Origin of the sequence: Methylorubrum suomiense, from assembly GCF_022179765.1 — a bacterium.
In the GTDB taxonomy this organism is placed as follows: Bacteria; Pseudomonadota; Alphaproteobacteria; order Rhizobiales; family Beijerinckiaceae; genus Methylobacterium; species Methylobacterium suomiense.
Window position 1 is genome coordinate 145,493 of the sequence record NZ_BPRE01000007.1, and the last position, 26,890, is coordinate 172,382.

The 26,890-nt window shown below is 66.8% G+C and carries 29 protein-coding genes and 4 pseudogenes; 14 read left to right on the forward strand and 19 right to left on the reverse strand.

Going from position 1 to position 26,890, the window contains the following annotated elements:
* Positions 1–50: 50 nt before the first annotated feature.
* The 4 genes from MFF26_RS12820 (at position 51) to MFF26_RS12835 (ending at position 1,639) form a co-directional block, all read left to right on the forward strand.
* Positions 51–629, forward strand: a complete 579-nt coding sequence (locus MFF26_RS12820) for an NADPH-dependent FMN reductase (protein WP_137828879.1) — start codon at positions 51–53, stop codon at positions 627–629.
* Positions 630–682: 53 nt separating this feature from the next.
* The gene (locus MFF26_RS12825) at positions 683–1,021 is read left to right on the forward strand and encodes a hypothetical protein (protein WP_137828880.1); all 339 of its coding nucleotides are present in this window, start codon (positions 683–685) and stop codon (positions 1,019–1,021) included.
* Positions 1,022–1,107: 86 nt separating this feature from the next.
* Positions 1,108–1,245 (forward strand): hypothetical protein, encoded by a 138-nt coding sequence (locus tag MFF26_RS12830; RefSeq protein WP_171015446.1) that lies wholly within the window; start codon positions 1,108–1,110, stop codon positions 1,243–1,245.
* Positions 1,246–1,432: 187 nt separating this feature from the next.
* On the forward strand, positions 1,433–1,639 hold the full coding sequence (locus MFF26_RS12835) for a hypothetical protein (RefSeq protein ID WP_137828881.1): 207 nt from the start codon (positions 1,433–1,435) through the stop codon (positions 1,637–1,639).
* A gap of 15 nt (positions 1,640–1,654) precedes the next feature.
* On the opposite strand, the gene MFF26_RS12840 is transcribed toward MFF26_RS12835, so the two are convergent.
* Complete coding sequence (locus MFF26_RS12840) at positions 1,655–1,960, reverse strand: hypothetical protein (RefSeq protein ID WP_238308082.1); 306 nt, start codon at positions 1,958–1,960, stop codon at positions 1,655–1,657.
* 296 nt (positions 1,961–2,256) lie between these two features.
* On the opposite strand from MFF26_RS12840, the gene pstS reads away from it, so the two are divergent.
* From pstS to phoB, 6 genes are all read left to right on the forward strand, one after another.
* Positions 2,257–3,300 (forward strand): phosphate ABC transporter substrate-binding protein PstS, encoded by a 1,044-nt coding sequence (pstS, locus tag MFF26_RS12845; protein ID WP_137828882.1) that lies wholly within the window; start codon positions 2,257–2,259, stop codon positions 3,298–3,300.
* Between the two features lie 98 nt (positions 3,301–3,398).
* Complete coding sequence (gene pstC, locus MFF26_RS12850; protein ID WP_137828883.1) at positions 3,399–4,376, forward strand: phosphate ABC transporter permease subunit PstC; 978 nt, start codon at positions 3,399–3,401, stop codon at positions 4,374–4,376.
* 40 nt (positions 4,377–4,416) lie between these two features.
* The gene (gene pstA, locus MFF26_RS12855; protein WP_137828884.1) at positions 4,417–5,310 is read left to right on the forward strand and encodes a phosphate ABC transporter permease PstA; all 894 of its coding nucleotides are present in this window, start codon (positions 4,417–4,419) and stop codon (positions 5,308–5,310) included.
* A gap of 48 nt (positions 5,311–5,358) precedes the next feature.
* Entirely contained in the window at positions 5,359–6,174 is an 816-nt protein-coding gene (gene pstB / locus MFF26_RS12860; protein ID WP_137828885.1) for a phosphate ABC transporter ATP-binding protein PstB, read from the forward strand.
* Between the two features lie 65 nt (positions 6,175–6,239).
* Positions 6,240–6,953 (forward strand): phosphate signaling complex protein PhoU, encoded by a 714-nt coding sequence (gene phoU, locus MFF26_RS12865; RefSeq protein ID WP_137828886.1) that lies wholly within the window; start codon positions 6,240–6,242, stop codon positions 6,951–6,953.
* Between the two features lie 149 nt (positions 6,954–7,102).
* Positions 7,103–7,807, forward strand: a complete 705-nt coding sequence (phoB, locus tag MFF26_RS12870) for a phosphate regulon transcriptional regulator PhoB (protein ID WP_137828920.1) — start codon at positions 7,103–7,105, stop codon at positions 7,805–7,807.
* A 100-nt stretch (positions 7,808–7,907) separates the two neighbouring features.
* Here phoB and MFF26_RS12875 read toward each other — a convergent pair.
* Positions 7,908–8,099 (reverse strand): annotated as a pseudogene (locus MFF26_RS12875) (IS630 family transposase); the annotation flags it as partial.
* Positions 8,100–8,234: 135 nt separating this feature from the next.
* On the opposite strand from MFF26_RS12875, the gene MFF26_RS12880 reads away from it, so the two are divergent.
* Positions 8,235–8,681, forward strand: a complete 447-nt coding sequence (locus tag MFF26_RS12880) for a bleomycin resistance protein (protein WP_137828887.1) — start codon at positions 8,235–8,237, stop codon at positions 8,679–8,681.
* On the opposite strand, the pseudogene MFF26_RS12885 reads toward MFF26_RS12880, so the two are convergent.
* The 3 genes and pseudogenes from MFF26_RS12885 to MFF26_RS12895 form a co-directional block, all read right to left on the reverse strand.
* Positions 8,678–8,936 (reverse strand): annotated as a pseudogene (locus MFF26_RS12885) (VirB3 family type IV secretion system protein). The gene MFF26_RS12880 and the pseudogene MFF26_RS12885 overlap by 4 nt on opposite strands.
* A pseudogene (locus MFF26_RS12890) lies at positions 8,936–9,046 on the reverse strand (TrbC/VirB2 family protein); the annotation flags it as partial. The pseudogenes MFF26_RS12885 and MFF26_RS12890, both read right to left, overlap by 1 nt.
* 281 nt (positions 9,047–9,327) lie before the next feature.
* Entirely contained in the window at positions 9,328–9,726 is a 399-nt protein-coding gene (locus tag MFF26_RS12895) for an MAPEG family protein (protein ID WP_137828888.1), read from the reverse strand.
* A 243-nt stretch (positions 9,727–9,969) separates the two neighbouring features.
* On the opposite strand from MFF26_RS12895, the gene MFF26_RS12900 reads away from it, so the two are divergent.
* Both MFF26_RS12900 and MFF26_RS12905 read left to right on the forward strand, forming a co-directional pair.
* Positions 9,970–10,869 carry a ParA family protein gene (locus MFF26_RS12900; RefSeq protein WP_137828889.1) on the forward strand — a complete coding sequence of 300 codons (900 nt, stop codon included), beginning with the start codon at positions 9,970–9,972 and terminating at the stop codon, positions 10,867–10,869.
* Complete coding sequence (locus MFF26_RS12905) at positions 10,859–11,398, forward strand: hypothetical protein (RefSeq protein WP_137828890.1); 540 nt, start codon at positions 10,859–10,861, stop codon at positions 11,396–11,398. The genes MFF26_RS12900 and MFF26_RS12905 overlap by 11 nt, the downstream gene beginning before the upstream one ends.
* Before the next feature lie 185 nt (positions 11,399–11,583).
* On the opposite strand, the gene MFF26_RS12910 is transcribed toward MFF26_RS12905, so the two are convergent.
* Positions 11,584–12,468 (reverse strand): outer membrane protein, encoded by an 885-nt coding sequence (locus tag MFF26_RS12910; protein ID WP_137828891.1) that lies wholly within the window; start codon positions 12,466–12,468, stop codon positions 11,584–11,586.
* A gap of 362 nt (positions 12,469–12,830) precedes the next feature.
* Here MFF26_RS12910 and pyk point away from each other — a divergent pair, with 362 nt between their 5' ends.
* Positions 12,831–14,267, forward strand: a complete 1,437-nt coding sequence (pyk, locus tag MFF26_RS12915; protein WP_137828892.1) for a pyruvate kinase — start codon at positions 12,831–12,833, stop codon at positions 14,265–14,267.
* Between the two features lie 3 nt (positions 14,268–14,270).
* Here the strand turns inward: pyk and MFF26_RS12920 are convergent, their stop codons facing one another.
* From MFF26_RS12920 to bchY, 13 genes and pseudogenes are all read right to left on the reverse strand, one after another.
* Entirely contained in the window at positions 14,271–15,263 is a 993-nt protein-coding gene (locus MFF26_RS12920; protein WP_137828893.1) for an alpha/beta fold hydrolase, read from the reverse strand.
* Positions 15,264–15,280: 17 nt separating this feature from the next.
* Complete coding sequence (locus MFF26_RS12925) at positions 15,281–15,895, reverse strand: tetratricopeptide repeat protein (protein ID WP_137828894.1); 615 nt, start codon at positions 15,893–15,895, stop codon at positions 15,281–15,283.
* 78 nt (positions 15,896–15,973) lie between these two features.
* A complete protein-coding gene (ykgO, locus tag MFF26_RS12930) occupies positions 15,974–16,099 on the reverse strand; it encodes a type B 50S ribosomal protein L36 (protein WP_003601867.1) in 126 nt (41 codons plus the stop codon).
* A 158-nt stretch (positions 16,100–16,257) separates the two neighbouring features.
* The gene (locus MFF26_RS12935) at positions 16,258–17,604 is read right to left on the reverse strand and encodes an HlyD family type I secretion periplasmic adaptor subunit (protein WP_137828895.1); all 1,347 of its coding nucleotides are present in this window, start codon (positions 17,602–17,604) and stop codon (positions 16,258–16,260) included.
* On the reverse strand, positions 17,604–19,328 hold the full coding sequence (locus tag MFF26_RS12940; protein WP_373324469.1) for a type I secretion system permease/ATPase: 1,725 nt from the start codon (positions 19,326–19,328) through the stop codon (positions 17,604–17,606). Before MFF26_RS12940 ends, MFF26_RS12935 begins: the two co-directional genes overlap by 1 nt.
* A gap of 591 nt (positions 19,329–19,919) precedes the next feature.
* Positions 19,920–21,035 (reverse strand): photosynthetic reaction center cytochrome PufC, encoded by a 1,116-nt coding sequence (pufC, locus tag MFF26_RS12945; protein ID WP_238308083.1) that lies wholly within the window; start codon positions 21,033–21,035, stop codon positions 19,920–19,922.
* Entirely contained in the window at positions 21,032–22,009 is a 978-nt protein-coding gene (pufM, locus tag MFF26_RS12950) for a photosynthetic reaction center subunit M (protein WP_137828898.1), read from the reverse strand. Before pufM ends, pufC begins: the two co-directional genes overlap by 4 nt.
* Positions 22,010–22,117: 108 nt before the next feature.
* Entirely contained in the window at positions 22,118–22,942 is an 825-nt protein-coding gene (gene pufL, locus MFF26_RS12955) for a photosynthetic reaction center subunit L (RefSeq protein ID WP_137828899.1), read from the reverse strand.
* Between the two features lie 75 nt (positions 22,943–23,017).
* Positions 23,018–23,206, reverse strand: a complete 189-nt coding sequence (gene pufA, locus MFF26_RS12960; protein WP_137828900.1) for a light-harvesting antenna LH1, alpha subunit — start codon at positions 23,204–23,206, stop codon at positions 23,018–23,020.
* Between the two features lie 10 nt (positions 23,207–23,216).
* A complete protein-coding gene (gene pufB / locus MFF26_RS12965; protein WP_137828901.1) occupies positions 23,217–23,450 on the reverse strand; it encodes a light-harvesting antenna LH1, beta subunit in 234 nt (77 codons plus the stop codon).
* Between the two features lie 140 nt (positions 23,451–23,590).
* Positions 23,591–23,815, reverse strand: a complete 225-nt coding sequence (locus MFF26_RS12970; protein ID WP_137828902.1) for a hypothetical protein — start codon at positions 23,813–23,815, stop codon at positions 23,591–23,593.
* 88 nt (positions 23,816–23,903) lie between these two features.
* Positions 23,904–25,358, reverse strand: a pseudogene (bchZ, locus tag MFF26_RS12975) (chlorophyllide a reductase subunit Z); the annotation flags it as partial.
* The gene (gene bchY / locus MFF26_RS12980) at positions 25,358–26,887 is read right to left on the reverse strand and encodes a chlorophyllide a reductase subunit Y (RefSeq protein WP_137828904.1); all 1,530 of its coding nucleotides are present in this window, start codon (positions 26,885–26,887) and stop codon (positions 25,358–25,360) included. The pseudogene bchZ and the gene bchY, both read right to left, overlap by 1 nt.
* Positions 26,888–26,890 lie beyond the last annotated feature (3 nt).

The following is a 26,890-nucleotide window of genomic DNA, read 5'->3' on the forward strand; positions in this document are numbered from 1 at the left end:
CGGTCCGACTCGTATAGTCTCGGGCTCGTTCCGAAAGCCGAGGCCCGACCATGTCCCTGACGATCCCCGTGATTCTCGGCTCGGTGCGGGCGGACCGCAACGGTCTGCGCGCCGCCCGCTTCCTCGTCGCGCAGATCGAGACGCGCGGTCATGCGGCGCCGCTGGTCGACCCGGCCGAACTCGACCTTCCGCTCCTCGATCGCATGTACAAGGAATACCCGAAGGGCGAAGCGCCCGAGCCTCTGGAGCGGCTGGCTGCTCTCTATCGGAGCTGCGACGCCTTCATCGTCATCTCGGCCGAGTACAATCATTCGATCCCGCCAGCTCTCTCTAACACGCTCGATTATTTCTTGGAGGAGTATTACTGGCGCCCTTCCGCCATCTGCTGCTACTCCGCCGGTCAATATGGCGGCGTGCGTGCGGCGATGCAGTTGCGGGCGATGATGGCGGAACTCGGTGCCCCAAGCATCCCGTCGCTGTTGCCGATCCCGCGCGTGCACAAGGCACTGACAGAGACCGGGGAACCTACGGAGGAGTGGTTGCCCAAGGCCGCTCACAAGTTCCTCGACGAGCTCACGTGGTACGCCGAGGCGTTGCGGGCGAAGCGCGCGACCGGAACGCCTTACTGATCCCTTGGCATTGCCTTTGCCCCCTATAGGCGATGCTCGAACACGAGGGACGGATGAACGAGAGCGTGAATCGGGTCAGGGATGTCCTGGCCGCGTTGATCAAGGCGGCCCTGATCTCGGATGATCACCAAGGGCTTCCCTTCCGTAAGGCGGCGGGGACCGGTTTGGCGGAGTTGCGCGAGGATCCTCCGAATCCGGCCGAACTCCGCATGGACGGCGCCTGGACTCTCGCGATCCAAATGGCGGAGTCACCAGACCTTCAACCTTTGGAAGGGCGGGTCAATCTCACCCTGCCGCGTCAATCCCCCTTCACCCTCGACGAGCTGCTGTCGCCCGGTTTCGACCGGGACGCAGCGATCGAGCAGATCCGCAAATCGGCCTCCACGGGATGAACGCCGCAGGGGCACCGAGCGTCATGGGCTGAAACCGAAAGGCGCCCTCGGCGATTGTCGGCCGAGGCAGAAGTAAGGAGCCGCTCTTGTCCGCCAACGATTTCCCCCATCGCGTCGGTCATGACGTGAACAGTGTCGATCAAGTCAGCAGCGTGGTCCTGCTCGGAATCGCTGTCGCCGGCGGCATCGCCGCGGTCCTGCTCGATCTGCTCCTGATCGGCTGACCAAATCTCATCCTTCGTCGCGTTCGACGGAACGCGACGGGGATTCAATTAGTCGCTCCGGCGGTCAGATTTCTTGATCGGACCGGGAATGTTAAACTCTTGTTAACCATCTTGCGGCAGGTTTCATTCTCGGTTGCAGATCCGCATCCCTGCGGTGACGGAACATTCATCATCGCTTCGGTCCTCCATGGCACATCTTGCGACGGACTATGCCGCCGAGACCCTCACACAAGCGGCCATGCCGGGCTTGAGCGACGAGACGCGGGACCGTCTCGGTCACGCGCTCCGTGAGGCTTACGTCGATACCTGCGAGTCGCGGCCGATCACCGACGTGCAAGTCGAATTGCTGCTCCGGCTGCGCCAGAAGGAACGGGATCGCCGCCGCGGCGTGTGATCGCCGAATCGGGCGCTACTGCCAGCGTCGCGCCAGCGGCTGGCTGCGCCGGATCTCCGCGGCGCGGATCAGGGTCATCACCCGGTCGAGGTCCTTCAGCAGGGCCACCTCGTTGTGGCGGGCTGCCTCCACGTCGTCCGCCTCACCGAATCGCTGAGTCTGCTGGGCCAGGGTAAGGGCACGTTCGAGCGCATCACGCTCGCTATGCAGCGCGCGATAGACCGCCTCCTGCGGATCGAGCGCCTCGGTCGTATCCTCAGTCTGCGGGTCGCCTGGCGTCGGATCGCCCGGGCGATCGTTTCTGCGGGATGGCTCCGCCACGCTGTCGTCCTCCTGCGGTGTCGGACCCTACGCAGCCCACCCGACCGGAACCGGGCCGGAGCGCCCCGACTTCCCTCAACGCCCGAAAGCCGCCAAGCGGTCCCATCCGCAGCGAAATTCGGCGAAGGCATGGGAGTGGCCGGCGCTGTCATGTCCCCGTCATGTGGCCGTCATAGAGGCGGCGCGTCGGCTGGCTAAGGCTGTTCCGTCGTGGCGGGAGGCCGGTTCTTGACGGGTGGGGACGCCCGGGATCGCTCTCCGCCTCCGGCAGCGCCCGACCCGTTACGGAGATGCTTGTGAAACCCTTCGCTTACGCCCTGGCCGTCGGCCTCGCCGCCGCTCAGCTCGCGACCTCGGCGCTCGCCGCCGACATCACCGGCGCCGGTGCCACCTTCCCCTTCCCGGTCTATTCGAAATGGGCCGAGGCCTACCGCAAGGACAGCGGAACGGGCCTGAACTATCAGTCGATCGGCTCCGGCGGCGGCATCAAGCAAATTCAGGCCAAGACCGTCGATTTCGGCGCCACCGACGCTCCGCTCAAGCCCGCTCAGTTGGAGAAGGACGGTCTCGTCCAGTTCCCGACCGTCATGGGCGGTGTGGTCACCGTGGTGAACATCGCCGGCCTCGAGCCCGGCAAGCTGAAGCTGACCGGCGAGATCGTCGCCGACATCTACGCTGGCAAGATCCAGAAGTGGTCGGACCCGAAGATCGCCAAGCTGAATGAGGGCCTCAAGCTGCCCGAGGCCAACATCACCCCGATCTACCGCTCCGACGCCTCCGGCACGACCAACATCTTCACCACCTACCTTTCGGGTGTCTCGGAGAGCTGGAAGAAGGAATTCGGCGCCGCCACCACGATCAGCTGGCCGGTCGGCCAGGGCGGCAAGGGCAACGAGGGCGTGACCGCCACCGTCAAGCAGGTGCCGAACGCGATCGGTTACGTCGAGTCGGCCTATGCCAAGCAGAACAAGCTGGCCTACGCCCTGATCCAGAACAAGGCCGGCAAGTTCCCGCAGCCCGACGACAAGGCCTTCCAAGCCGCCGCGGCCAGCGCCGACTGGAAGTCGACCCCCGGCTTCGGCATCGCCCTGACCAACCAAGCCGGCGACGACGCGTGGCCGATCACGGCCGCGACCTTCATCCTGGTCTACCGTGAGCCCGCTGATCCGGCCAAGTCCGCCGACGTGCTCAAGTTCTTCGACTGGGCCTACAAGAACGGCGACAAGCTCGCGACCGAGCTCGACTACGTGCCGCTCCCCGACAACGTCGTCGGCCTGATCCACGAGGAGTGGAAGACCATCAAGGGCAAGGACGGCAAGCCAGTCTTCGGCAGCATGTGAGGCGTCACCGGGGCCCCTTTCCAAGGGGCCCTTTTCGCGCCGGCTCGCCTCGCGCCCACGAGCGCGCTACACGCCTCGCACTCGATGAGCATTCGCGGATGACCGCCTTGACCCAATCCGTCGCCCTGGCCCGCGAGAGCGGCGTGGCCCCCCGCACCGCCCCGAGCAAGACCGGAGACCGGCTCTTTCAGGGGCTGTCCTACGCCTCGGCGCTGCTGGTGTTGTTGGTGCTCGCGGGCATCCTCGGCTCCATCATCTACGGCGCGTGGCCGGCCTTCACGGAATTCGGCTTCGGCTTCCTCACCTCGTCGGCCTGGAACATCGGCACCGAGCAGTTCGGGGCGCTGCCCGCGATCATCGGCACCGTGGCCGCGGCCCTGCTCGCCCTCGTCATCGGCGTGCCGATCTCCCTCGGAATCGCGATCTACCTCACGCAGCTTTGCCCCGGCTGGGCGCGCAAGCCCGTCGCCATGACGATCGAGCTCCTCGCCTCGGTGCCGAGCATCATCTACGGCATGTGGGGCCTGTTCGTGTTCGCCCCGCTCTTCGCCCGCTTCGTGCAGGTTCCGGTGTCGAACCTCGTCGAGGGCATGCCGATCGTCGGCACCATCCTCTACGCCCGCATCCCCTCCGGCGTCGGCGTGCTGACCGCGGGCATTATCCTCGCCATCATGATCGTGCCCTTCGTGGCCTCGATCACCCGTGACATGCTCGATCAGATCCCGACCGTGCTGCGCGAGAGCGCCTACGGGATCGGTTGCACCACCTGGGAGGTCGTCCGCCACGTCCTCGTGCCGCAGGCCTCCGTGTCGATCATCGGCGCGATCATGCTCGGCCTCGGCCGTGCGCTCGGCGAGACCATGGCGGTCACCTTCGTGATCGGCAACGCCAACCGCCTCTCCGCCTCGATCTTCGATCCCGGCTCCACCATCGCCTCGCGCATCGCCAACGAGTTCAACGAGGCCGACGGCCTGCAGCTCTCCTCGCTGATGGCGCTCGGCTGCCTGCTCTTCATCATCACCTTCTTCGTGCTGATCATTGCGCGCCTGCTGGTGCGGCGCGCGAAGGTCGCCTGAACCGATATCGCCTGAGCCTCAAGCGGGACGAGCGCCGACCATGGACGCCACCAACCCCATCACCGCGACCGGCCGGACGCCCGCCGTCAGTCGTGTGCGCTCGAGCCGCCGGGTCGCCGACCGGATCCTGATCGTGGCCAGCACCCTCGCCACCCTGCTCGGCATCGTCGTGCTCGGCTCGATCCTGCTGATGCTGATCGTCGAGGGTGTGAAGGGTTTCACCCCGACCCTCCTCACCGCGCCGACCCCCGGCCCCGGCTCGGAAGGCGGCGGCATCGCCAACGCCATCCTCGGCAGCCTCGTGATGACCTTCATCGGCATCGTCATCGCCACGCCGATCGGATTGATGGCCGGGACGTTCCTGGCCGAGTACGGCAAGACCTCAAAGATCGCCGACGTCATCCGCTTCCTCAATGACGTGCTGCTCTCGGCACCGTCGATCCTGATCGGCCTGTTCGTCTACACCCTGATGGTGCGGCCGATGGGGACCTATTCCGGCTGGGCCGGCGCGGTGGCGCTCGCCATCATCGCCGTGCCGGTCATCGTCCGTACCACCGAGGATATGCTGCGCCTCGTGCCGGGTCCGATGCGGGAGGCCGGTGCGGCGCTCGGTGCCCCCCGCTCCCTGGTGATCCGGGCGATCACCTGGCGGGCGGCCTCCGCGGGCATCGTCACCGGCATCATCCTGGCGCTTGCCCGCATCGCCGGCGAGACCGCCCCGCTGCTCTTCACCGCGCTCAACAACAATTCGTGGTTCAACGCCAATCTGCTCGGCGGCGTGCCGAACCTGCCGGTCATGATCTATCAGTTCGCCCTCTCGCCCTACCCGAACTGGCAGAGTCTCGCCTGGGCCGGGGCGCTGCTCATCACCGTCACCATCCTGGCCCTCTCCGTGACGGCCCGCTTCGTGATCAAGGAACAGCGGCAGCGCTGACCGTCGCGCGGCCACAGTCCCGACCTCCTACCCCACGAGAGACCTCCGATGAGCGCCTCCCCCGCGATCCGCAGCCAGCTCGACGGCCGCAACCCGGCCGATCACGCCGCGGCGGTCCGCATCGCCGTCAAGGACCTGAACTTCTATTACGGCCAGTTCCACGGCCTGAAGAACATCAATCTCGACTTCCGCGACCGGCAGGTCACCGCGCTGATCGGCCCCTCGGGCTGCGGAAAGTCGACGCTGCTGCGCACCTTCAACCGGATCTACAGCCTCTATCCGGAGCAGCGGGCCGAGGGTCAGATCCTGCTTGACGGGCAGAACGTCCTCGACCCCAAGATCGATCTCAACGAGCTGCGCTCGCGGGTCGGAATGGTCTTCCAGAAGCCGACGCCCTTCCCCATGTCGATCTACGACAATGTCGCGTTCGGCCTTCGGCTCTACGAGAAGCTGCCGAAGGCGGAACTCGACCAGCGCGTCGAGCAGTCGCTCCGGAAGGCCGCGCTGTGGGACGAGGTGAAGGACAAGCTCAAGCAGTCCGGCATGGGCCTTTCGGGCGGTCAGCAGCAGCGCCTCTGCATCGCCCGCACCGTGGCCCAGCGTCCGGAGGTCATCCTGTTCGACGAGCCGACCTCGGCCCTCGATCCGATCTCGACGGGCCGCATCGAGGAGCTGATCGAGCAATTGCGGTCCGAGTTCACGATCGTCATCGTGACGCACAACATGCAGCAGGCCGCGCGCATCTCACAGTTCACCGCCTTCATGTATCTCGGCGAGCTGATCGAGTTCGACGCGACCTCGAAGATCTTCATGAACCCGGCCAAGCGCCAGACGCAGGACTACATCACCGGCCGCTTCGGCTGACCGGCCCGCCCGCGCAACCCATCGACCAGGCGACGGGCGGCAACGCCCGACCGGAGAGTCCGAAGATGTCCGAACATATCGTCTCGTCCTACGACAACGACCTCGAGAACCTGCGCCGCTCCATCGCCGAGATGGGGGGCGTGGCCGAGAAGATGCTCTCGGAGGCCACGGAGGCGCTGGTGCGCCGGGATACCGCCCTCGCCCAGGCGGTGATCGCCGCCGACAAGCGCCTCGACGTGTTGCAGCGCGAGATCGAGGAGCGTTCGGTGCTGCTGATCGCCCGGCGTCAGCCCATGGCCATCGACCTGCGCGAGACCATCTCCGGCATCCGCGTCGCCGCCGACTTGGAGCGGATCGGCGATCTCGCCAAGAACATCGCCAAGCGCGTCGTCGCGATCAGCGATCAGGCCCAGCCGCAGAAGATCGTGCTCGGCGTCCAGCACATGAGCGACCTCGTGCAGGAACAGCTCAAGGACGTCCTCGATGCCTATTCGAGCCGAGACACGACCGCCGCGCACGACGTGTGGGAGCGCGACGGTGCCATCGACGCGCTCTACAACTCGCTGTTCCGCGAACTCCTGACCTACATGATGGAGGATCCGCGCAACATCTCGTTCTGCACGCATCTGCTGTTCTGCGCCAAGAACGTCGAGCGCATCGGCGACCACACCACCAACGTCGCCGAGACCATCCATTATCTCGCCACCGGCGAGGCCCCCGCCGGTGAGCGACCCAAGAATGACGCGTCGAACTACGCGACGGTCGTGCCGGGCGCCTGAACCCGCGACCGGTTGGAATGTAGAATGAGGCAAGAATCGTCTTCGCAGGGCATGACCCTGCGGCGGGACTGGATTCCCGCGCGCCGCTCCGGCACCGTCACGGTGACGGACAAGGCCCGAGGCGATGCATGCGAATGGGTAGACGGGCGATGACGAGCGCGCGCATCCTGATCGTCGAGGACGAGGAATCGCTGACCACGCTTCTGCGCTACAACCTCGAAGCCGAAGGTTTCGTGGTGGATGTCGCGAGCCGCGGCGAGGAGGCCGATCTTCGCTTGCACGAGACCACCCCCGATCTCGTGCTGCTCGATTGGATGGTGCCCGGCCTGTCGGGGATCGAGCTGTGCCGGCGCATCCGTGCCCGCCGCGAGACCGAACGGCTCCCGGTCATCATGCTCACCGCCCGCGGCGAGGAGGCCGACCGGGTGCGCGGCCTGTCGACTGGAGCCGACGATTACGTGGTCAAGCCGTTCTCGGTGCCGGAACTGCTCGCCCGGGTGCGCGCGCTCCTGCGCCGTTCCAAGCCCACCCACGTCGCCGACATGCTGACCGCCGGTGATATCGAGCTCGACCGGGTGAGCCATCGCATCCGCCGCCAGGGGCGCGAGATCCATCTCGGGCCGACCGAGTTCAAGCTGCTCGAATATCTCATGCAGAGCCCCGGCCGGGTCTTCTCGCGGGAGCAATTGCTCGACGGCGTTTGGGGCCACGACGTCTATATCGACGAGCGCACCGTCGACGTGCATGTCGGCCGCCTGCGCAAGGCGATCAACCGTCCCCGCCAGAGCGATCCGATTCGGACCGTGCGCGGGTCCGGCTACTCGTTTGACGAGATGTTCGCTGGCGCCGAGTAGGGCGGGCCGTCAGCCGTCTCTCTGAACCCGCGGTCTAACGATGATCTCATTGCCACGTGCAACTCGACGACCCCGGTCAAGCCACTAGAGCCGTGCCCGCTCACGTAGCAAAGGCCAAGTCGGTATCGTAACCGGCGGCAGCGATGCAGTTGCGGCATTCGGCAGCTGTGAAGTGAGTGAAGGCCTGCTGGATGGTGTACCACAGATCTGGGCCAGGGCGGGCCGCAGCGGTTCGGAGCAGGCCCTTCAACTTGGCGAAGATTTGCTCGATGGGATTGAAGTATGCGTCATACCCCGAGCCGCCCCAACACGCTCGGGTGCAGCTCTAGCGCCAACCAAGGAAGGAAGTTGGCGAGGCGCTGTGCCCGGTTTCGGAGCTCCCGCAGGTTCAGCATACTCCGCTCCCCACGTGGGACGGGGAGTGGTCGTGAACGATAAGGGATGGGCGCCTTTGGTGCCTGAGTTCATATGCGAGAACCTCGCGCGAAGTCAGCATTTCTACTGCGACCTGATCGGGTTCTCGGTTCGCTTCGCCAGACCGGAGGATGGTTTCGTCTATCTTGATCTCGACGGCGCGCAACTCATGCTTGAAGAGCGGCATGCGGAGTGCTGGATCACGGGACCCCTTCATGCCCCATTCGGTAGGGGCTTGAACCTCCAGATCGAGGTAGCGGACATCGCTGCGATTCTCGGTCGTCTGGAAGCTGCCGGTATCCGCCCTTTCCGCGAAGCCAGTGAAGCCTGGTATCGCGATGGCGACATCGAGCACGGTCAGATCGAAGTGCTCGTGCAGGACCCCGATGGCTACCTCTTGCGGTTCGTAGAGGTTACCGGAACGCGACCGGCAAGCGTGATCGAAGACAAGCATGGTTAGCCCCCGAGATAGCCGGGGATGTGGAGATGCCGCCGCACCACATCGACGAACAACGGGTCGCGCTTTCCCGCCCACACCGCCGCGACATGGCCGACCCCGCCCAGACGGCAAGGCCGACCAGCCAGCGGCGCAGGCCGAGCGCCGCCCCCGGTGTTCCGTTGAGGATGGCGAGTCCGCGGAGAAGCCGCCGAGCAGGATATGCTCGGTCAGCGCGCGGTGGACGGGGACGGCGAAACCCGGCACCGCGCCGGCCATCAGATCAGTGCCCCATCGCCGAACAAGAAGAACGACAGGAAGAAGGAGCTGGCCGCGAACGCGATCGACAGGCCGAAGACGATCTGGATGAGCCAGCGGAAGCCGCTCGACGGCGGCCTGGTTCGGTGTCAGCGTCTCCAGTGCCCGTCGCTGATCGGAACAGTTCCGCCAGGATGGGCAACTCACGCCTAAGCTGTCGGGTGGCGATCATACCTCGCACCGGATTGGGGCGAAGGCCGATCTGATCCTGACTACCGACGAGGCGCCGCCGGCGATCTTGCCTAGACGCGTTGCGTGACGCCTTGGCCGAGCGAGGCGCGCGGACCAGGCGGCAGCACGAAAGCCGCGGTCATTCTCAGCCCAGCATGGCAGGGGCGAGACCGAGAGAGCCTCAGGCGGTCCGCAGCAACAGCAGAATCGAAGCGACCGTCATGACCGCGAGCGTTGCAAGGATGCCGACGCCGCGGCAGGCGAACTGGCGCGGCGTGTTCGCGGCGGCGAACATGCCGATCGGGTGCAGGATTCGGGCGATCACCAGCACGATCAGGAGGCCGCGTACCCAACCTTGCGCGCCCCCGCCCGCCTCGTAGAGGGCGATCAGCAGAAGGGTAATCGGCACGTATTCCATGAAATTGGCGTGGGAGCGGATGCGCCGCTGCAGGCTGTCCTGTCCACCATCGCCGAACAACACATTGCCGGTCAGCCGTCCACCGATCACCCAGCCGGACATCCCGGCATAGATCAGGCCGAGCAGGCCGGCATAGAAGGCGGTGGTGGCCGGAAAGATCACAGGCGTCGGTCTCCGTCGCGATTCGGCCAAGATGCCGATCACGGCACCAATCGGCCCCGGTCTCAGTAGTTCCCCCCCGCCTGCGCACGTCAACGTGTTGATCTGCGCCGGTCGCGGGGGGATGCCGCTGTGGATTGATCGAGATCGGTCGGGCTCTGCATCGCTGCGTGAAGACGAAGGCTGACATATGTCTGTCTTGCCTTGCGCCGATGTCGGCACCGAGAAACGTGGGAGGGCGCGTTCGTGAGCGGCAAGCTGATCGCGGTCGCCAACATGAAGGGCGGCGTCGGCAAGACGACGACGGTCGTGATGCTGGCCGAGGCGCTTGCCGCCGACGGGGCCCGGGTTCTCGTGGTCGATCTCGATCCGCAGGCCTCCGTCTCGGTCTGTCTCGCGGGCGACGACCTGCTGGCGCAGATGATCGGCCGCGGGCGGACGCTCGAGGCTTATCTCGCCCTCAAGCTCATCACCCGGCACAAGCCCGATCTGCGCGCCCGCATTCAGCCCGGCGTCAGCCTGACCATGCACAAGAACCGGCCGCTGGAACTCGCGCTGCTACCCTCCGGTCCGCATCTGCGACTGGTCGAGCGGGAGATCCTGTACGAGCTGACCGAGCGGAAGTTCTCGATGCACGACATCGAGGCTCGGCTTTGGACGCTGTTCCAGGACGAGTTCGCGCCGCTGGTTCAGGATTACGATTACGTTTTCTTCGATTGTGCGCCCGGCATCTCGCCGATGACCGAGGTCGCGGTGCGCGCCGCCGACCTCGTCCTCGTCACATCGATCCCCGATTTCCTCTCGACTTACGGCCTGAACGCCTTCGTAGAGACGATCTGGCGGCGGAGCGGACGCCAGGGCAGCCATATCCGCCCCAAGAGCGAGCCATATGTGCTCGTCACCCGCTATCAGGCGCAGGTGCGCCAGCATCAGCAGACGCTCGCCCGGCTCGTCGCCGAGGCGGCGGCGGCGGATGCAGGCTTTCGCCTGCTGGATACCCGCATACCCCAGGCTGCGGCACTCGCCGATGCCCTTGTCCCGGTCGGCGGGACGCCGCCGACCTTCTCGGCCAAGTACGGCGCGCATGTGCCGAACGTGTTGATCCCCCTCGTCGCGGAAGTGAAGGACATCCTCCATGGCGCTTGATGTCGACGGATACGCGGTGTTGCAGGCCATGGCCTCGGCACCGGAAGCCTTCCCCGATATCCGCGCCGAGGTGCCGAAGGCCGCCCGTTCCCTCGTGATGCGTCAGCTCAAGGCCCGAACCCTGAAGGTCCCGGCACTTCGCCTCATCCGGGACGTGATCGGTACGGAAGCCTTCGCCCTGATCGCCGACGGCCTGACCGATGCGGAGGTGAAGGCGGTGGTCACCCGCCTCGATCCCCATCATCCGACTTTGAAAGAGGCAACGCCCGGCTGGCACCGTCGTCGCCTCGCCGCGCTTGCGGCCGGGGAAGCACCGCTGCGCCGCGGCGAGACCGCTCCAACCGAGCCCACCTCACCTCCGGCCCCGCCACCCAGGGCCCTCGTGAGCCGCCCCTTCGCCGCGACGTGGGACGGGGTGGATCACGATGCGCCGGTCGAGACGAAGATTGCCGCCGCGGACACGAAGGCTGAGGGCAAGAAGGAACGGAAGGACGGCGCCAAGAAGAAGAACAAGAAGAAGAAGCCATGAGGGATGGCGGCGCCGAAGCCCCAGGCACGCTGTTCGGGATAGCTTCAGCGGACAAACGGCGCTGACCTTGCCATCGACGGGCGCGCGAATTCACCCTGTCCGTTCGATCCAGGCGAGTCCCCTTGAAACGCGAACGGGCGCCCCGAGGGGCGCCCGTTCGTTCTCGCTGAATAAGCGGAAGCCGATCAGTAGGCGCTGAACTTGTAGTTGAAGCCGGCGCGGATCAGGCTGCCTTCGGTCTTGAAGGTCGAGGTGTAGCTGGTGGCGGCGTTGCCGGGCAGGACGCCCTGCACGACGATGCTGCGGCCGCCGAGATCGTAGCGGATGTATTCCGCCTTGATCGTCACGTCGGACTTGATGCCGAGGAAGCGACCGAATGCGAAGTAGTTGAGGAACGATTCGGCCGGAATGGCGTATTCGATGCCGCCACCGTAGTTGTAGCCGGTCTCGAACTGCTTGTCGTAGCCGCCGACGAACTGCAGAGGCTGGCCCTGCGCGGCGGTGCCGAAGAAGGAGGCGCCGTAGGCAACCTGACCGAAGGCCAGACCACCGGTCCCGTAAACGAGGAACCGATCGAAGGCGTAGCCGATCTTGCCGTTCACGGTGCCGAGATAGTCGAGGTTCTGCGTGTAGACGCTGGCGTTCGGCGTGGCCGGGAACAGGCCGCCGACGGTGTTCGGCGAGCCGAGGAAGCCGCGGTTCTTCTCCAGATCCGTCCACGTGATGTCGAACGCCGCGCCGACGACGAAGCCGGAGCCGGGCGTGAACTGCAGGTTATAGCCGAAGCCGCCGCCGATTTTCGAGAAGCCGTCGACTTCGCTCTTGAGCGAGGCGGGGCGGAAGTTGTTGGCAACGTTCAGAGCCGTGCCGGCCTGATTGCCGACCGTGCGGATGTTCGGGTTGTCGGTGAAGGCGTAGCCGGTATGCAGGCCGGCGTAGAAGCCGGTCCAGGTGAAGACCGGAACCGGCGAGAAGACCGGCGGCGGCTCGGCCCGGCGCGGCAGGTCGGCAGCCAGGGCCGCGGAGGTCGCGAGCGCCGCTGCGCCGCCGAGGAGGAAAGCTTTGATCACGAGGTGCCGCCTTGCAGAGCTGATATCGTAGCGTAACCGTAGCAGCCTTACGGCCACGCTGCCTATGGCAACGAAGCAACACGCAGCGACCGCCTGCCTCTTGTTGCGGTGCACGCCGGTCCCACCGGCCAGGACGCTGAACATTCGAATGTTTCGACTGCCGATTGTCGGCGGCCGATGACTGGCAAAATGGGCGGCCGTTGCGCTTGGCAGGACGACCTTGACCTGTAGGGCTCAGGGATGCTTCTGGCGCCGGAAGCCCCCGTCCGGCCGCCAGCGCCCCATCTCGCCGCGCGGCAGCCGGGCCGTTCCCGCCCTCGCGCTCCCGCGACCGGCGGGTCCAGCGGGTCATGGAGGCTGGATTGAAGCGCTCGCGCCGTACCAAGATCGTCGCAACCCTGGGGCCGGCCTCCGACACGCCGGAGATGATCACCAAGCTGTTCCAGGCCGGCGCGGACGTATTCCGCATCAACATGAGCCACTTGGACCGCGCCAAGCTGCCGGAGCGGATCGAGGTGATCCGCACGATCGAGCGTGAAGCGAAGCGGCCGATCGGCATCCTGGTCGATCTCCAGGGCCCGAAGCTGCGGCTCGGCACCTTCGTCGATACCGCGGCCGAGCTGGAGAACGGGCAGAGCTTCGTGCTCGATTCCGATCCGACCCCAGGCGATGTGCACCGCGTCTTCCTGCCCCATCCGGAGATACTCTCGGCGCTCGAGCCCGAGCACACCATCCTGATCGACGACGGCAAGCTGCGCCTGATCGTGACGGAGGTCAGCGAGGGCCGTGCGGTCACGCGCGTCGAGGTCGGTGGCCGCATCTCGAACCGCAAGGGCGTGTCGCTGCCCCAGACGGTCATTCCGGTGCCGGCGATGACGGACAAGGACCGGGCGGACCTCGAAGCCGGCCTCGCCGCGGGTGCCGACTGGATCGCCGTATCCTTCGTTCAGCGTCCCGAGGATGTCGCCGAGGTCAAGAAGGTCGCTGCTGGCCGCGCCCTGGTCATGGCCAAGATCGAGAAGCCGCAGGCGCTCACACGCCTCGACGAGATCATCGAGATTTCCGATGGCATCATGGTCGCCCGCGGCGATCTCGGCGTGGAGATGCCGCTGGAGCAGGTGCCGGGCGTGCAGAAGCGCATCACCCGCGGCGCCCGTCGTCTCGGCAAGCCGGTCGTCGTCGCGACGCAGATGCTCGAATCGATGATCACCGCGCCCGTGCCGACCCGCGCCGAGGTGTCGGACGTCGCCACCGCCGTCTACGAGGGCGCGGATGCCGTGATGCTCTCGGCCGAGAGCGCAGCCGGCGCCTTCCCGGTCGAGGCGATCACCACCATGAGCCGCATCGCCGAGCAGGTGGAGCGGGACGCGCTCTACTGGTCGATCCTGACGGCGCAGCGCACCGCCCCCGAGCCGACCGCCTCGGACGCCATCGCGGCGGCCGCCCACCAGATCGTCGAAGCATTGGGCCTGCGCGCCATCATGGCCTGGACCCATTCGGGCTCGACGGTCCAGCGCCTCGCCCGCTCGCGGCCGAATGCCAGTGTGATTGCGCTGACGCCGAAGCGCGAGACGGCCCGCCGGCTCACCATGGTCTGGGGCACGCACCCGATCGTCACCAAGGATGCGAGCGACATCGACGACATGGCGTTCCGGGCGGCGAAATTCGCCGTGCGCGAACGTTTTGCCGAACTCGGCGACCGGGTCATCGTCGTCGCGGGCGTGCCCTTCGGCATTCCCGGCGCGACCAACATGGTGCGCATCGCCTTTGTGACCCGGGAGCACGCCGAACAGGCGTAAACCTCACTGCCGCTCGAGCAGCGCCTCCGTCTCCCGTACCAGGGCGTCGGGGGCGGTGTAGGTGATCATGTGCCCTGCGCCCGGCAGCACCACGAGGCGCGCGCCGGGCACGGCACGGCTCAACGGCTCCGCCTGCTTCGCCGTGACGACGACCGGATCGCCCTCCCCGGTCACGATCACGGTCGGTACTCGGAGCGAGGCATAAAGCGGCGCCTGCTGCGCCAGAGCCGCCGGCAGGCCGGCCAGATCCTGGATGTTGGCGAGCGCTGATCCCGGTCTGAGGATCAGCGCGGCGCGGCTCTTCTCGACATAATCCTCCACCGGCGGCTCGGGCCGGAACACCCCACGGGCAACGCCGGGCAGGTAATACAGGCCGAGGGGTACCGCGATTGTGTGGGTCAGCAGCCATGTCACCGGCGGTTTCAGCGCGAGGTCGGCCCACCACGGGAGGGGCATCGGCGGGAACGGCATGGCGACCGGTGCGACGAGAACCAAACCGGCGATGCCCTTCGGCCGATCGAGGGCCATCCGCAGAGCCAGTGCCCCGGACCATGAATGGCCCATGAGAATCACCGGTCCGAGGCCGAGCCGGTCGATGGCGTCGGCCAGCATTCTGGCCTGGAAGGCCGGCGTCGCGGCCTCGGCCCCGGCAAGCCGATCGCTGCCGCCATAGCCGGGACGATCGAAGGAGACGACGCGGAATCCGGCAGCGGCAAGGTGCCGGCCGACGCCTTCCATCGGGTCGTGGGCATTGGCCGATGCGCCGTGCAGCAGCACGATCGTTGCCCGTGGGCCGTCTCGCGGGCCATCCTCGAGATAAGCGACCGACCCGCCTGGAACGGGAATCCGATGCACGGCCGGCGGATGGCGCGCTTCGACCCTGGCGGCGATCAGCAGCGTTGCGGCAGCGGCAAGACCGAGCACGAGGATGATTAGGCCGGCGGCCAAGGCCAGGAAGCCGGCGGCGAAGCGCAGGATGACGAAGGGGTCAGACACGGATCACGGCGACCGGATCAGAGGTCGCGACCATCCACCTCGGGCCGCAAGCGGTCGATCGCCTTCTTGAGGACGTCCCAGCGGGGATAGAGCGATTCCGCGCGACGGAAGGCGTCCATGGCCCGGCCTTTGTCGTCCGCCGCGAGGTAGAGCTTGCCGAGGGCCGCCCAGGCCTCGAAATGGCGCGGCTCCAGCACGAGGGCGCGCTGAAGATCGGCGATGGCACTCGCCGAATCGGATAGCCGCCAGAACAACGTGGCCCGACGGCTCCAGCCCTCGGCCCAGTCGGGCTCCAGAGCGACGGCCCGGTCCATCAATTCGACGGCGAGGGGCAATTCGTTGCCGGCCATGGCTTGGCGGGCGCGGTCGGAGAGGAGGTCGGCCGTCGCGCTTCCGGAGCGGCCGAGGCGGCGCTCGATCAATGTGGCGATGGCTTTGGACTCGGCCTCGTCGTCCGATTCCTTCAAGCGCTTGTACAGATCGTCGAGGCTGACGGGAGGTGGCGCCTTGCGCTCCTTCTCCGCTTGCTCTCGCCTGCCCTGTTCGGGATTGGCCGGCGCGGCCGACGCGCTTGTCCCCGCCAGGATCAGGGCGAGGAGGAGGGTCAGGCTCGGGAGCGGGTGGGCAGGCATGTCGCCAGCATCCACCCGGTCGCCGGGGGCGTCAACGCGCCCGGGCGCCGCGCCCGCAGCGGGCGGCGGCGCGGCCGATCAGCCCTGGCGGGCCTTGAAGCGCTTCTGGGTCTTGTTGATCACGTAGACCCGGCCCTTGCGGCGCACGAGTTGGTTGTCGCGGTGACGGCCGCGCAGCGACTTGAGCGAGTTGCGAATCTTCATCGGTCTCACGTCGGCACGGATCGAGACCGGCCGCCTGTTGTCAGAAAGTGTTTCTCGGAACGGAGCGCCGCGGACGGCACTCCGGCGATGGCGGTTCATGACATCGCGGGAAGGCCGCCGCCATATCAGACAAAAGCCTTCGCAGGCAAGGTGTCGCCTCAGCGCTCGCGCCACGCTTTCGCCAGCTGGTCGGTCAGCGGCTTCACCAGATAGGACAATACCGAGCGCTCGCCGACCTGCGTGTAGGATTCCACCGGCATGCCGGGCACGAGCCGGAGACCGTTGAGAGCGTTCTTCTCGCCGTCGTCGATGCGAATTCGGGCGGTGTAATAGCTCATCCCGGTCTTGGGATCCGTGGTCACATCGGCCGAGACGCGCATGACCTGTCCGTCGACCTCCGGTGTCGTGCGCATGTTGAACGCGGAGAAGCGCAAGGTCGCCTTCTGTCCGACACGGACATTGTCGATATCCTGGGGCTGCACCCTGACCTCGACGAGGAGCTGATCGGCGGTGGGGACGATCAGCATGGCCGGCTCGCTCGGCGTCACGAGGCCGCCGATCGTGTGCACGGTCAGCTGGTGGACGTAACCGTCCTGGGGTGCGCGCAGGTCGATGCGCTTGAGCTGGTCCTCCGCAGCGACACGCTTCTCGCGCAGTTCCGACCACTTGCCGCGGATATCGGCCAGATCCTTGCCGACCTCGGTGCGCATCTCCTGGTCGATCTGGTAGATCTGCAACTCGGTCTCGGCGATCTTGCCGCGGGCCGAGGCCGTCGAAGCGATGAGCTGGCCGCGCTCGCCCTCGATCCGCGCGCCGTCGCGCTCCAGCGCCGTGACGCGCGACAGCGGCACGAGATTCTTGGAATAGAGCTCGCGCACGCCCTTCAGTTCCTGGCCGATCAGGACGATCTCACGGTCCTTGGCCGCCGCCTGATCGGTGAGGCCGAGAATTTCCTGGCGAAGCTGCTGAACGCGCTCGCGCAGCTGCGCCTTCTGGCCCTCGCGACCGGCGACACGGGAGACGAACAGCCGCGTTTCGCCGTCGATGAGGCGGGCGACTGTCGGGTCGGTGTTGAGCCGCGAGAGAAGTTCATCGGGGAAAGCGATGGTCTTGTGGCCGTCACGCTCGGCCTCGTCCCGGGCTTGGCGGGCGGCGAGTTCGTCCATGGCCTTCAGGACGATGTCGAGATTGGCTCGGGTCTGCGTCTCGTCGAGGCGGATCAGGACATCGCCCGCCGACACCTTCTGGCCCTCGCGCACGAGGAGCTGACCGACGACGCCCCCCGTCGGATGCTGGACCTTCTTCACATCCGTCTCGACGACGAGCTGACCCGGTGCGATCACCGCGGCCGAGACATGGGTGAAGGTCGCCCAGCCGCCGATGCCGAAGACGAGGGCGACGCCGAGGCCGAGGGCGACCGCGAGATGGCGGCGGATCGAACCCAGAGCGGTCGGTCGCGGCAGAGCCGGATTGAGGCCGACCATCGGAGCGAGGCTCGAGGACATCAGGCGCTCTCCTGCATGCCGGGAATGTTGCCTTTGGCGACCTGCTGCGCGGCGACCGGTGCCGCCACCGGCGCGGGCGCCGGACGCAACACGCGCTTCAGCACCTCGTCCTTCGGCCCGAAGGCCTGGGCGCGCCCATCGGCCAGCATCAGGATCAGATCGACGGCCGCCAAGGCGCTGGGACGGTGGGCGACGACGATGCAGATGCCGCCGCGCTGACGGACGCTGAGAATCGCCTGGGTCAGTGCGTTCTCGCCCTCGCTGTCGAGGTTGGCGTTGGGCTCGTCGAGCACCACGAGGAACGGGTCGCGGTAGAGGGCGCGCGCCAGTCCGATGCGTTGGCGCTGGCCGGCAGAGAGGCCGGCTCCGCCCTCGCCGATGCGGCTGTCGTAGCCCTCGGGCAGGCGCAGGATCAGGTCATGGACGCCGGAGGCGCGGGCCGCGGCGATGACGAGTTCGGACGGCGCGTTCGGCTCGAACCGCGCGATATTCTCGGCAACGGTTCCGGCAAACAGCTCCACCTCCTGCGGGAGGAAGCCGACATGGACGCCGAGGTCGGTGCTCGACCACTGATCGAGCGCCGCGCCGTCGAGGCGCACCTTGCCGCGGATCGGCGGCCACACGCCGACGATCGCCCGCACCAGGGAGGACTTGCCGGAGGCCGACGGGCCGATCACGCCAACGCCCTGGCCGGCTTCCAGCGTGAAGCTGACATCCTGAACGACGACGCGCGGAGTGCCGGGCGGAGCGACGCTGACACCCTCCACCGCCATGGTCTGGGTCGGAGCCGGCAGAGTATGCGGCTGCTCGGTCGCGGGCAGCTTGGCGAAGAGATCGGTGAGACGGCGCCAGCTCTGACGGGCGGCAACGAACCCCTTCCAATTGCCGATGGCGAGTTCCGCCGGCGCAAGGGAGCGGGAGACGAGGATCGAGCCGGCGATGATGATGCCGGCGGTGGCCTCGGCATGAATGACGAGCCAAGCGCCGAGCGCCAGCACGCCCGATTGCAGGGCCATGCGGAACACCTTGGAGCCGGCACCGTATCCGCCGCCGACATCCGCCACGGTCTGGTTGGCGGAAAGGTATTCGCGGTTGGCGAGGGCCCAGCGGGCAGCCAGGCGCTGCTGCATGCCCATCGCGGCCAAGACCTCGGCGTTGCGACGGCTCGAATCGGCGAGCCCGTTGCGGCGGAGGCCGTGTCCCGTAGCGGCCTGGGTCGGGGCCTTGGTTGCCCGGTCGGTCAGGAACGTGAGGCCCGCCAGGATCAGCGAGCCGGCAATCGCCGCGATGCCGATATAGGGATGGAACAGAAAGCAGATGCCGATATAGATCGGCATCCACGGCAGGTCGAAGAACGCCGACGGGCCGGTTCCCGATAGAAAACTCCGTATCTGATCGAGATCGCGCAGGGGAAGCAGACCGTCGCCGGGTATCGCACCCTTCAGCGGTGCGCGGACGATGATGTCGAAGACCCTCGCGCTCAGCGATTCATCGAGCGCAGCGCCGATCCGCGCGAGGATGCGCGAGCGGATCGCCTCAAGCACGCCCTGAAAGCCGTACAGTACGAGGGCGAGTACGCTGAGGCCGATCAGCGTCGGCACGCTGCGGCTCGGGATCACGCGGTCATAGACCTCCAGCATGTAGAACGAGCCGGTGAGGTACAGGATATTGACGAGGCCGCTCATCACGGCGACGCCGATGAACGCCGCCTTGCACTGCCTCAATGCGGCAGCGATCTCGTTGTGGTCGCGCCCTCGATTCACCGCTCTGGCCCCCCGTCCTCCGGCGTACGCCCCACCACCGTCGTGGCATGCGCCGCCCAAATGCTTCGGACGTCCAGCCTTCATATTCGTAAATGCGTCCAAATTTAAGCGATGGCTCTGCGTATCGCGCCGATGAGCAATGTTGCCGCGATCAAGGCTTGCGCACACCGGCACAATTCTTATTGTATATAGAAATATCCAGCTGATTTGGCGGAGTTCTATAATTTCATATAGTGTAAGGGTCTTAGTTTATCTCATATGTCAATGAACGTCCACGACTATGCAATAATCTGGTGATAACATCTATTGGAAAAAATATACTTATTTGTAACAAAAACAAAGATCTATGTATTCGGATAGTGCGATCCAGCTGTCCACCGATTTTATGCTCTATAGGAAGCCATTGAACAGATCCGGGTGATGTGACACGTGGCCACTTAACACGGAAAGTTGTCTGCCTTCGCGGCTTGGGTGTGATGAAAAATGCCGCCGGCCCGAGGAGACGGGCCGGCGGCGCAATGAACGAGTGCCTGGTTCAATTCGCCGAATTGCCTATTGCGGCGGATTCGGAGACGGCTCCTTTGTCGGCTCCTGGGCGGGAGCCTTGCCGGGTTCCTGGGTCGCCGCCGCATCGGCCGTCACCTGCGTGAGCTCCGGGTAGGTCTCGACCACGTGGGCACCCGCAAGGGGCTTGCTCTGGCCGTTATGACAGGTGGCACAGTTGAGCTTCGGCGCGTCGCCGGTGGGTCCGAGGCGGTTGGCCGGGAAGGTGGAGGTCAGCGGCTCGATGTAGTTGCCGTTGAGGTCTCGCACCATCCGGATCGCGTGCCAGGCCAGAGTGCGCTGCGGCGTGCTCTGCGACCAGTTCGAGATCGCCCGGGTGTTGTGGCAATAGGTGCAATTCACCCCGAGCGCCGACGACATGTGGATCATCAGGCCGTAGGTCTTCTCCGCGGCCTGGATCGGCTTGCCCTTGCTTTCGGGCAAAGCGGTCGTGGCGTTCACGCGGATCAGGTTCTCGTCGACGTCCTTCTTGCCGAAGAACTCGCTCAGGGTGTCGTAGGGGAGCGAGGCGAGGCCGACCGAAGGTGACGCCATGTTCTGGCCGTTGTTGCGCGGCGTGAACGCGGTCTTGTAGTTCGGACCCGGGTTCTCGAACCAGATGTTCTTCGGCACCGGCTGTCCGCGGTGGCAGGTGTAGCAGTTCACGCCCGCCTCGCCGACATGCTTCTCCTTCCAGCTGGTGTTGATGTGCTGCACCATCTGGATCATGCGCCGGGCGACCTTCTTCTGATAGAGGCTGTCGTCGGCCATGTTCTCCGTGTTGTGGCAGTAGGTGCAGCCCTGCTCGGGCGCGACCCACTCGGTCATCGAGGTCATCAACCGGTTGAATTCCTCGACGCTGACGTCCTTGAGCACCTGGACGTTCTCGTAGGTCGTCCCGGCCTTCTCGCTGCCCTGCTCCACCGGTTCGGCCGGATCCGGGGCGACGTTGGCGGCCTTGAGCGCGGCCGCCCCCGCCTTGGTCTGGATCTGATCCATGCCGGTGCCGCGGAAGCCGTGCTGCTGGGCCAGGATCGGCGGTCGGGTCCAGCCGGCGGTGCCGAACTGGGCGATGGTGAGGAACGCGGCGACCACCGCCGCCGCGACGAGGAGCAGGGTCTTCATGGCGTCCCTCCCGGCGTGCTCAGCGGATCGGTGATCGGCCCGTAGACCTGCGGGTAGGCCGGTGCGACGCCGTGCTTGACCGCCCAGAGGTACCAATTGTCGACCACCGTGCCGGTGAGCAGGATGCCGATCCCGCCGGTGATCGTCGTCAGCACTGCGAACCACCACGCCCAGCGGTGGATCGATTCCATCGTGGCGTTGAAGCCCATGGTCCAGCGCCAGAACAGCGCAGCGCGCTCGGTGGCCGTGCCGCGGTCGACGATCTGGTCGATCTCACGCTCCGCGCCGTAGCGGCTCGTCGCGAGGATCGTCCCGCCATGCATGGCGAAGAGCAGCGTCGATCCGTACAGGAACGCGATCGAGAGCATGTGGAACGGGTTGTAGAACAGATTGCCGTAACGGAGCGAGAACGCAGCGGTCCAATCGAGATGCGGGAAGATGCCGAAGGGCACCGCCTCGCTCCACGAGCCCATCATCAGCGGGCGGATGAAACCGAGCACGAGATAGAGCCAGATCGCTGCGGCGAAGGCCCAGGCGGTGTGCGAGCCGAGTCCCAGCGCCTTCGCGCGGCGGTACATGCGCACCCACCACAGCAGGATCGAGGCGGTGAGGAAGAAGCCGGCGATCAGCCACCATCCCCCTTCGTTCAGCGGCGGAAGTACCTTGAGCCCGTGCTTAGGCAGCGGCGGTTCCAGCGCCAGCCAGGGTAGCTGACGCACGAACTGGATCGGGTCCCAGTTCACGGAGGCCAGCATGTTGAGGCCGATGATCTCGAAGGCGATGAGCCCGCAGGTCAGCGACAGCGCCCCGAGATAGCCACCGTAGATCGGCCCGACCTGCGAATTGCCGATGAGGCCGAACAGGTAGCTGTTGAACGGTCGGCCGACGCGGTTGTCGACGGCCACCGGGATGCCGTGTTCCGGCTCGCGCGGGCGCACCTGAACCGCGGTGAAGATGTTCTGATAGTAGGCCACGGGTTCTCCCTCCCTGGACCTACGGTCGCCCGAGGTGACCCTCGTGCCCGTCGATCGATCGTTCCACGGATGAAGCGGCCGGCGCGGACGCCGGCCGACGAGGTCGGTTCAGCGCCAGATCGGCAGGTTGAGCCACCAGCCCCACCATTCGGGCCATCCTTGCGTCCAGAACGGGCCGCTGATGACGATGCAGACCGCGCTCCAGAAGCCCGCCGAGAGGGCCAGGAACAGGCCGAGCCGGTGGATGCCGAGGGTGCCGATCGAGTAGCCGATCGTGTCGCGGAAATAGGTGTCCTCGTGTTCCGGCGTCTTGACGGTCTCGCCCTTGGGCGGATTGGTCGAGGACAGGATCAGCGAGCCGTGGAGCGCCAGCGCGAAGGTCGTGGTGAAGAAGAACGTCACCGCGAGCATGTGCGCCGGGTTATAGTGGAAGTGCAGGTACTGGTATCCGGTGTTCGACACCCAATCGAGGTGACTGAGGATGCCGTAGGGGAAGCCGTAGCCCCAGGCACCCATCAGGAACGGACGGATCACCACGAGCGTCACGTAGGCGAAGATCGCCACCGAGAAGGCAAACGGCACGTGGTAGCCGATGCCGAGCTTGCGGCAGATCTCGACCTCGCGCAGGGCCCAGGACGAGAACGACCCGACCGCGCAGAAGGTGATGATCTGCCACAGGCCCCCCTCCTTCAGGGGCGCCAGCGCCAATCCGTATTTCAGGTCCGGCGGGGCGATGTTGATCTGCCAGATGTTCCAGGTCGGGCCGATGGCGGCGCCGTAGATGACCAGCGCGGTGCCGAGCACCGTGAAGAACATCCCCGTGACGCCGAAGAAGCCGACGTAGAACGGGCCCAGCCAGAAATCGAAAAGGTCGCCGCCGAGCAAGGTGCCGCCGCGGACCCGGTATTTGCGCTCGAAACTCAGCATCGCCATGGGGCGGTTCCTCCCGGGTGGTCGGAGAGGGAATGCCGCGGGCAGGCGAGGCCCGTCCGCGGCGGAGGTGTCGTGTCAGCCCGGCATGGTCGGGAGGACGAGACTGTGGGCGGCGGCCGCCTTGGCGTCCTTCGGGCCTTCCAGCCAGTTGAACCGGTCGGTGCTGAGCAGGATGAAGTGGATCAGCAGCGCCAGGATGAACAGGAAGGTGAAGAGCGCCACCAGCGTGCGGCGCGGATCGAACAGAAGCCAAACCTTGTGCATGCGAGCCTCCTCAGACGATCATCGAGACGAAGCCGTGCGCGGCCTGCGTCACGCCGTCGAGCATGGCGTAGCCCTTCGGCCCGGGAAGCCAGGGGCGCCACAGCCAGACGAGGATGTGGGCGACCACGGCGATCGCCGTGAAGATGATGAAGCTCGTCAGGAAGATCGCGTGGAACTCCTTGGCTTCCGGTTCCGTCAGCCCCGACAGGCTGCTCGGTCTTTCGGTGGTCACTCCGTTGGCCATCGATTGAACCTCCGCTGGTTGGGCCGCGCCCTTGAGGGACGCAGCGGGTGACGCCGCAACTCGATGACATCGCGGCGTAGGATCCCCCGTGACACCGCACGGAAGTGTGTTTCGCCCGTCGGATCGTCTGGCCGATGCGGCTAGCCCATGAAGGCGAAGGGGATCGCCGAGACCGCCATGGCCTTGGCTTCGCTGAAGACCGAGCGGCGGATCGCGGGCAGGCCGCGCCGCGGCTCCGCGTGACCCGGGAGTACCCGCTGCACCAGGGCGGCGGCGAGGAAGAACGGATAGGTCGCCGCCAGGATGATCCGGAACTGGATCGCCTCGCTGTGCTGGCGCGACGGAGCGGTCAGGGAGCGTTGCATGGACGGGCTCTCCGCGATGGGTCCGGGATTGGCTGGCGCCGGACGGTGAAAGGGGGATGCGAGGGGGGAAGCGGCGCTCACGCGGCGGCCCCATCGTGAGGTCGGCCTGGGCCCGCTCGACATGGGCGGGCGCGACGTGGCTTGCCGCCGCCCGGCGGGCGGCCCGCTCGGCGGCGTCGCGCAGGCGCTTGGCGGCCGAGATACGCACCAGCACCGGCTGCGCCTCGACCAGGGCTTCGAGCTTTTCCCGCGCCGCACTGTCCCACGGCAATTCGCGATGGCTTCGCGCGGGTGTCGCCTCGACCGCATCCATGTCGCGGGCGAGCGGCAGGATGTGGAAGAGCATGTCGAACAGGGCGTTGCAGACTTCCTGAACGAGGTAGGTCGCGCCGGAATAGCCCATGAACGGCGTTCCGGTGTGCCGCCGGATGATCGCGCCGGGGAAGGAGGCCGGCACGTAGACCGCCCGCCCGCCCGCCTCGGCGAGATACATCCGCTCGTTGAAGGAGCCGAACAGGACGAGCGGCGGGTTCGTGCGGATCGCCTCGCGCACGGCGGCGTTGTCCGGCTTCGTGCCGGCGCTTCGGCTGAACGCGAAATGGCAGGGCAGCCCCATCTCGACTTCGAGGAAGTGCCGTACGCCGCGGGCGTAGGTCTCGGTGGCGACGATGCCGAAGCTCGCCGTCCCGAAGAAATCCTGCGTCACCGAGCGCCACAGGTCCCAGACCGGTTTGATCGTCGTGTGCCGCTCGCGCTCGATGAACGGTTCCGGGTCGAGGCCGAGGATCTCCCCCAGCGAGCGCAGGAACTTGGTCGTCGAGAGCACGCCGATCGGCGCCTGCAGGTAGGGCCGCTCCAAGCTCTCGCAGAGCATCCGGCCGAACTCGCGGTAGAGGCAGATATTGGCATCGGCATTCACGAGCTTCGGCACGTCGGCCAAATGCGAGCCGAGGGGGAAGGTCAGGTTCACCTCGGCGCCGATGCCCTCGACGAGGCGGCGGATCTCGGCGAGATCGGAGGCCATGTTGAAGGTGCCGTAGGCCGGGCCGAGGATGTTGACCCGCGGCTTCTCTCCGCGCTTTCGCTCGGGCCGGGCCGGAATGCCCTTCTTCGCGAAGCGCTTCGCGCCGTATTCCTGCCAGAGCCAGGACATCGCCCGGTCGGCCGCTTGCCACTGGTCCTCGTCGATGGTGCGCGGCAGGAAACGCTGGAGACCGGTGCCTTCCGGGGTGACGCCGCCGCCGATCATCTCGGCGATCGATCCGGTGACCACGACGCTCGGCTGGCCCGGATCGAGCGTGGCATGCGCCCGCTTCATCGCGCCTTCCGTCCCGTGGCGGCCGAGTTCCTCTTCCGCGAGACCGGTGACGACGATGGGCAATTCGTGCGGTGGCAGCGCGTCGGTGTAGTGGAGCACCGAGGTGACGGGCAGATTCTCGCAGCCCACCGGGCCGTCGATGACGACCTGGAGCCCCTTGATCGCGGTGAAGACGTAGACGGCGCCCCAATATCCGCCGGCGCGGTCGTGATCGAGGACGAGCATCAGGCCATCTCCCCGATCGGTTTCAGGGGCGCGGCGGCCTTCGGCGACGCCTTGCGGGTCGGGATCTCCTGCCAGATGCCGGCGGCGTGCCCGGTGCCGACGCCCTCGAAGAAGTCCCGCATGGCGTCGAAGCGCGGTTTGTTGGCGAGCGCAGCGTTGATCACCCGGGCGAGCGAGCCGGCACCGGCGGCCCCCATCAGGGGGCGGGCCGAGATCAGGTTGGTGAAGTAGAGGGCCGGCGTGCCGCGCTCCTTGGCATGCTGCACCACCGGCGTCGTGCCGATGGCGAGATCGGGCCGGAATTCGTGGAAGGCCGCGAGATCGTCTTCGAGCGAAGCCCGGTAGCGGATGGTGACACCGCGCGCCTCAAGCCAGACCCGGTCCGGCTCGGACCAGGGCGTGCGCGGACAGGCGGTGCCGACGTAAGGCACCTCGGCCCCGCTCTCGACGAGGAGGCGGGCGACCAGAAGCTCGGAGCCCTCATAGCCCGAGAGCGTGATGCGGCCCTTGATCGGCATGGCTGAGAGCGCGCCGCGGATGGCCGGCAGCAGCCGGTTCTGCGCTGCCGCAATCGTCTCCGACGGCACGTCGCAGGCTCGACCGATGGCGGCGAGCCACTCGGCGGTTCCGTCATGGCCGACCGGGGCGGAGCCGACGATCGGGCGGCCGGCCGCCTCGAATTCGCGGATGCTCGCCGTATAGAACGGATGGATCGCCGCGACGGCACCGGCATCGAGGGCGCCGTAGAGTTCGCGCCACTCGCGCGTCGGCACCACCGGCCCGGCCGCGAGCCCGAGCGGTTCGAGGAGGCCGCCGATCACCACCGGATCGGCCGGGAACATCTCGCCGAGAAGCGCCACGCTCGGGCGCTCGGACCGGCCGCCGCGGGGCGCCTGGACCGGCCCCTGCTCGGCCTCGCCGCGGGCGAATTTGAGCATCGCGCCGGCCAGCACGTCCTTGGCCTCGGCGTGGGTCGGCACGCCGAAGCCCGGCACATCGATGCCGATGATGCGGACGCCATCGATCTCCTTCGGCAGCAGACGGAGGGGCACGCCCGACGCGGTGGGGACGCAGAGATTGATGACGACGACGGCGTCGCAATCCTCGGGTCTCGCCGAGGCGTGGACCGCCTCGCGGATGTCCTCGAACAGCTTGCCGGTCACCAACGTCTCGGAATTGAACGGGACGTAGCCGACGGAGCGGCGGGCGCCGTAGAAATGCGAGGTGAAGGTCAGCCCGTAGACGCAGCAGGCCGAGCCCGACAGGATCGTCGCCGTGCGCCGCATCCGCAGGCCGACGCGCAAGCTCCCGAAGGCCGGGCACATGCTCTGCGGCTGGTCGTGGGGTCCCGCCGGATAATCCTGGCGCAGCTGCTCCAGTGTCTCGGACATGCCGGCCGCTTCGGCAGCCGCCCGCATCGCGTCCTTCCCCGCGTGGCAGCCGAGCCCGTCGCCCTTGGTGGCGTCCAGGTTGACGGCTTCCGCCGGGCTGCGGGCGCGAAGGGCTGCGATGTCGAGGGAGACGGCCATGCC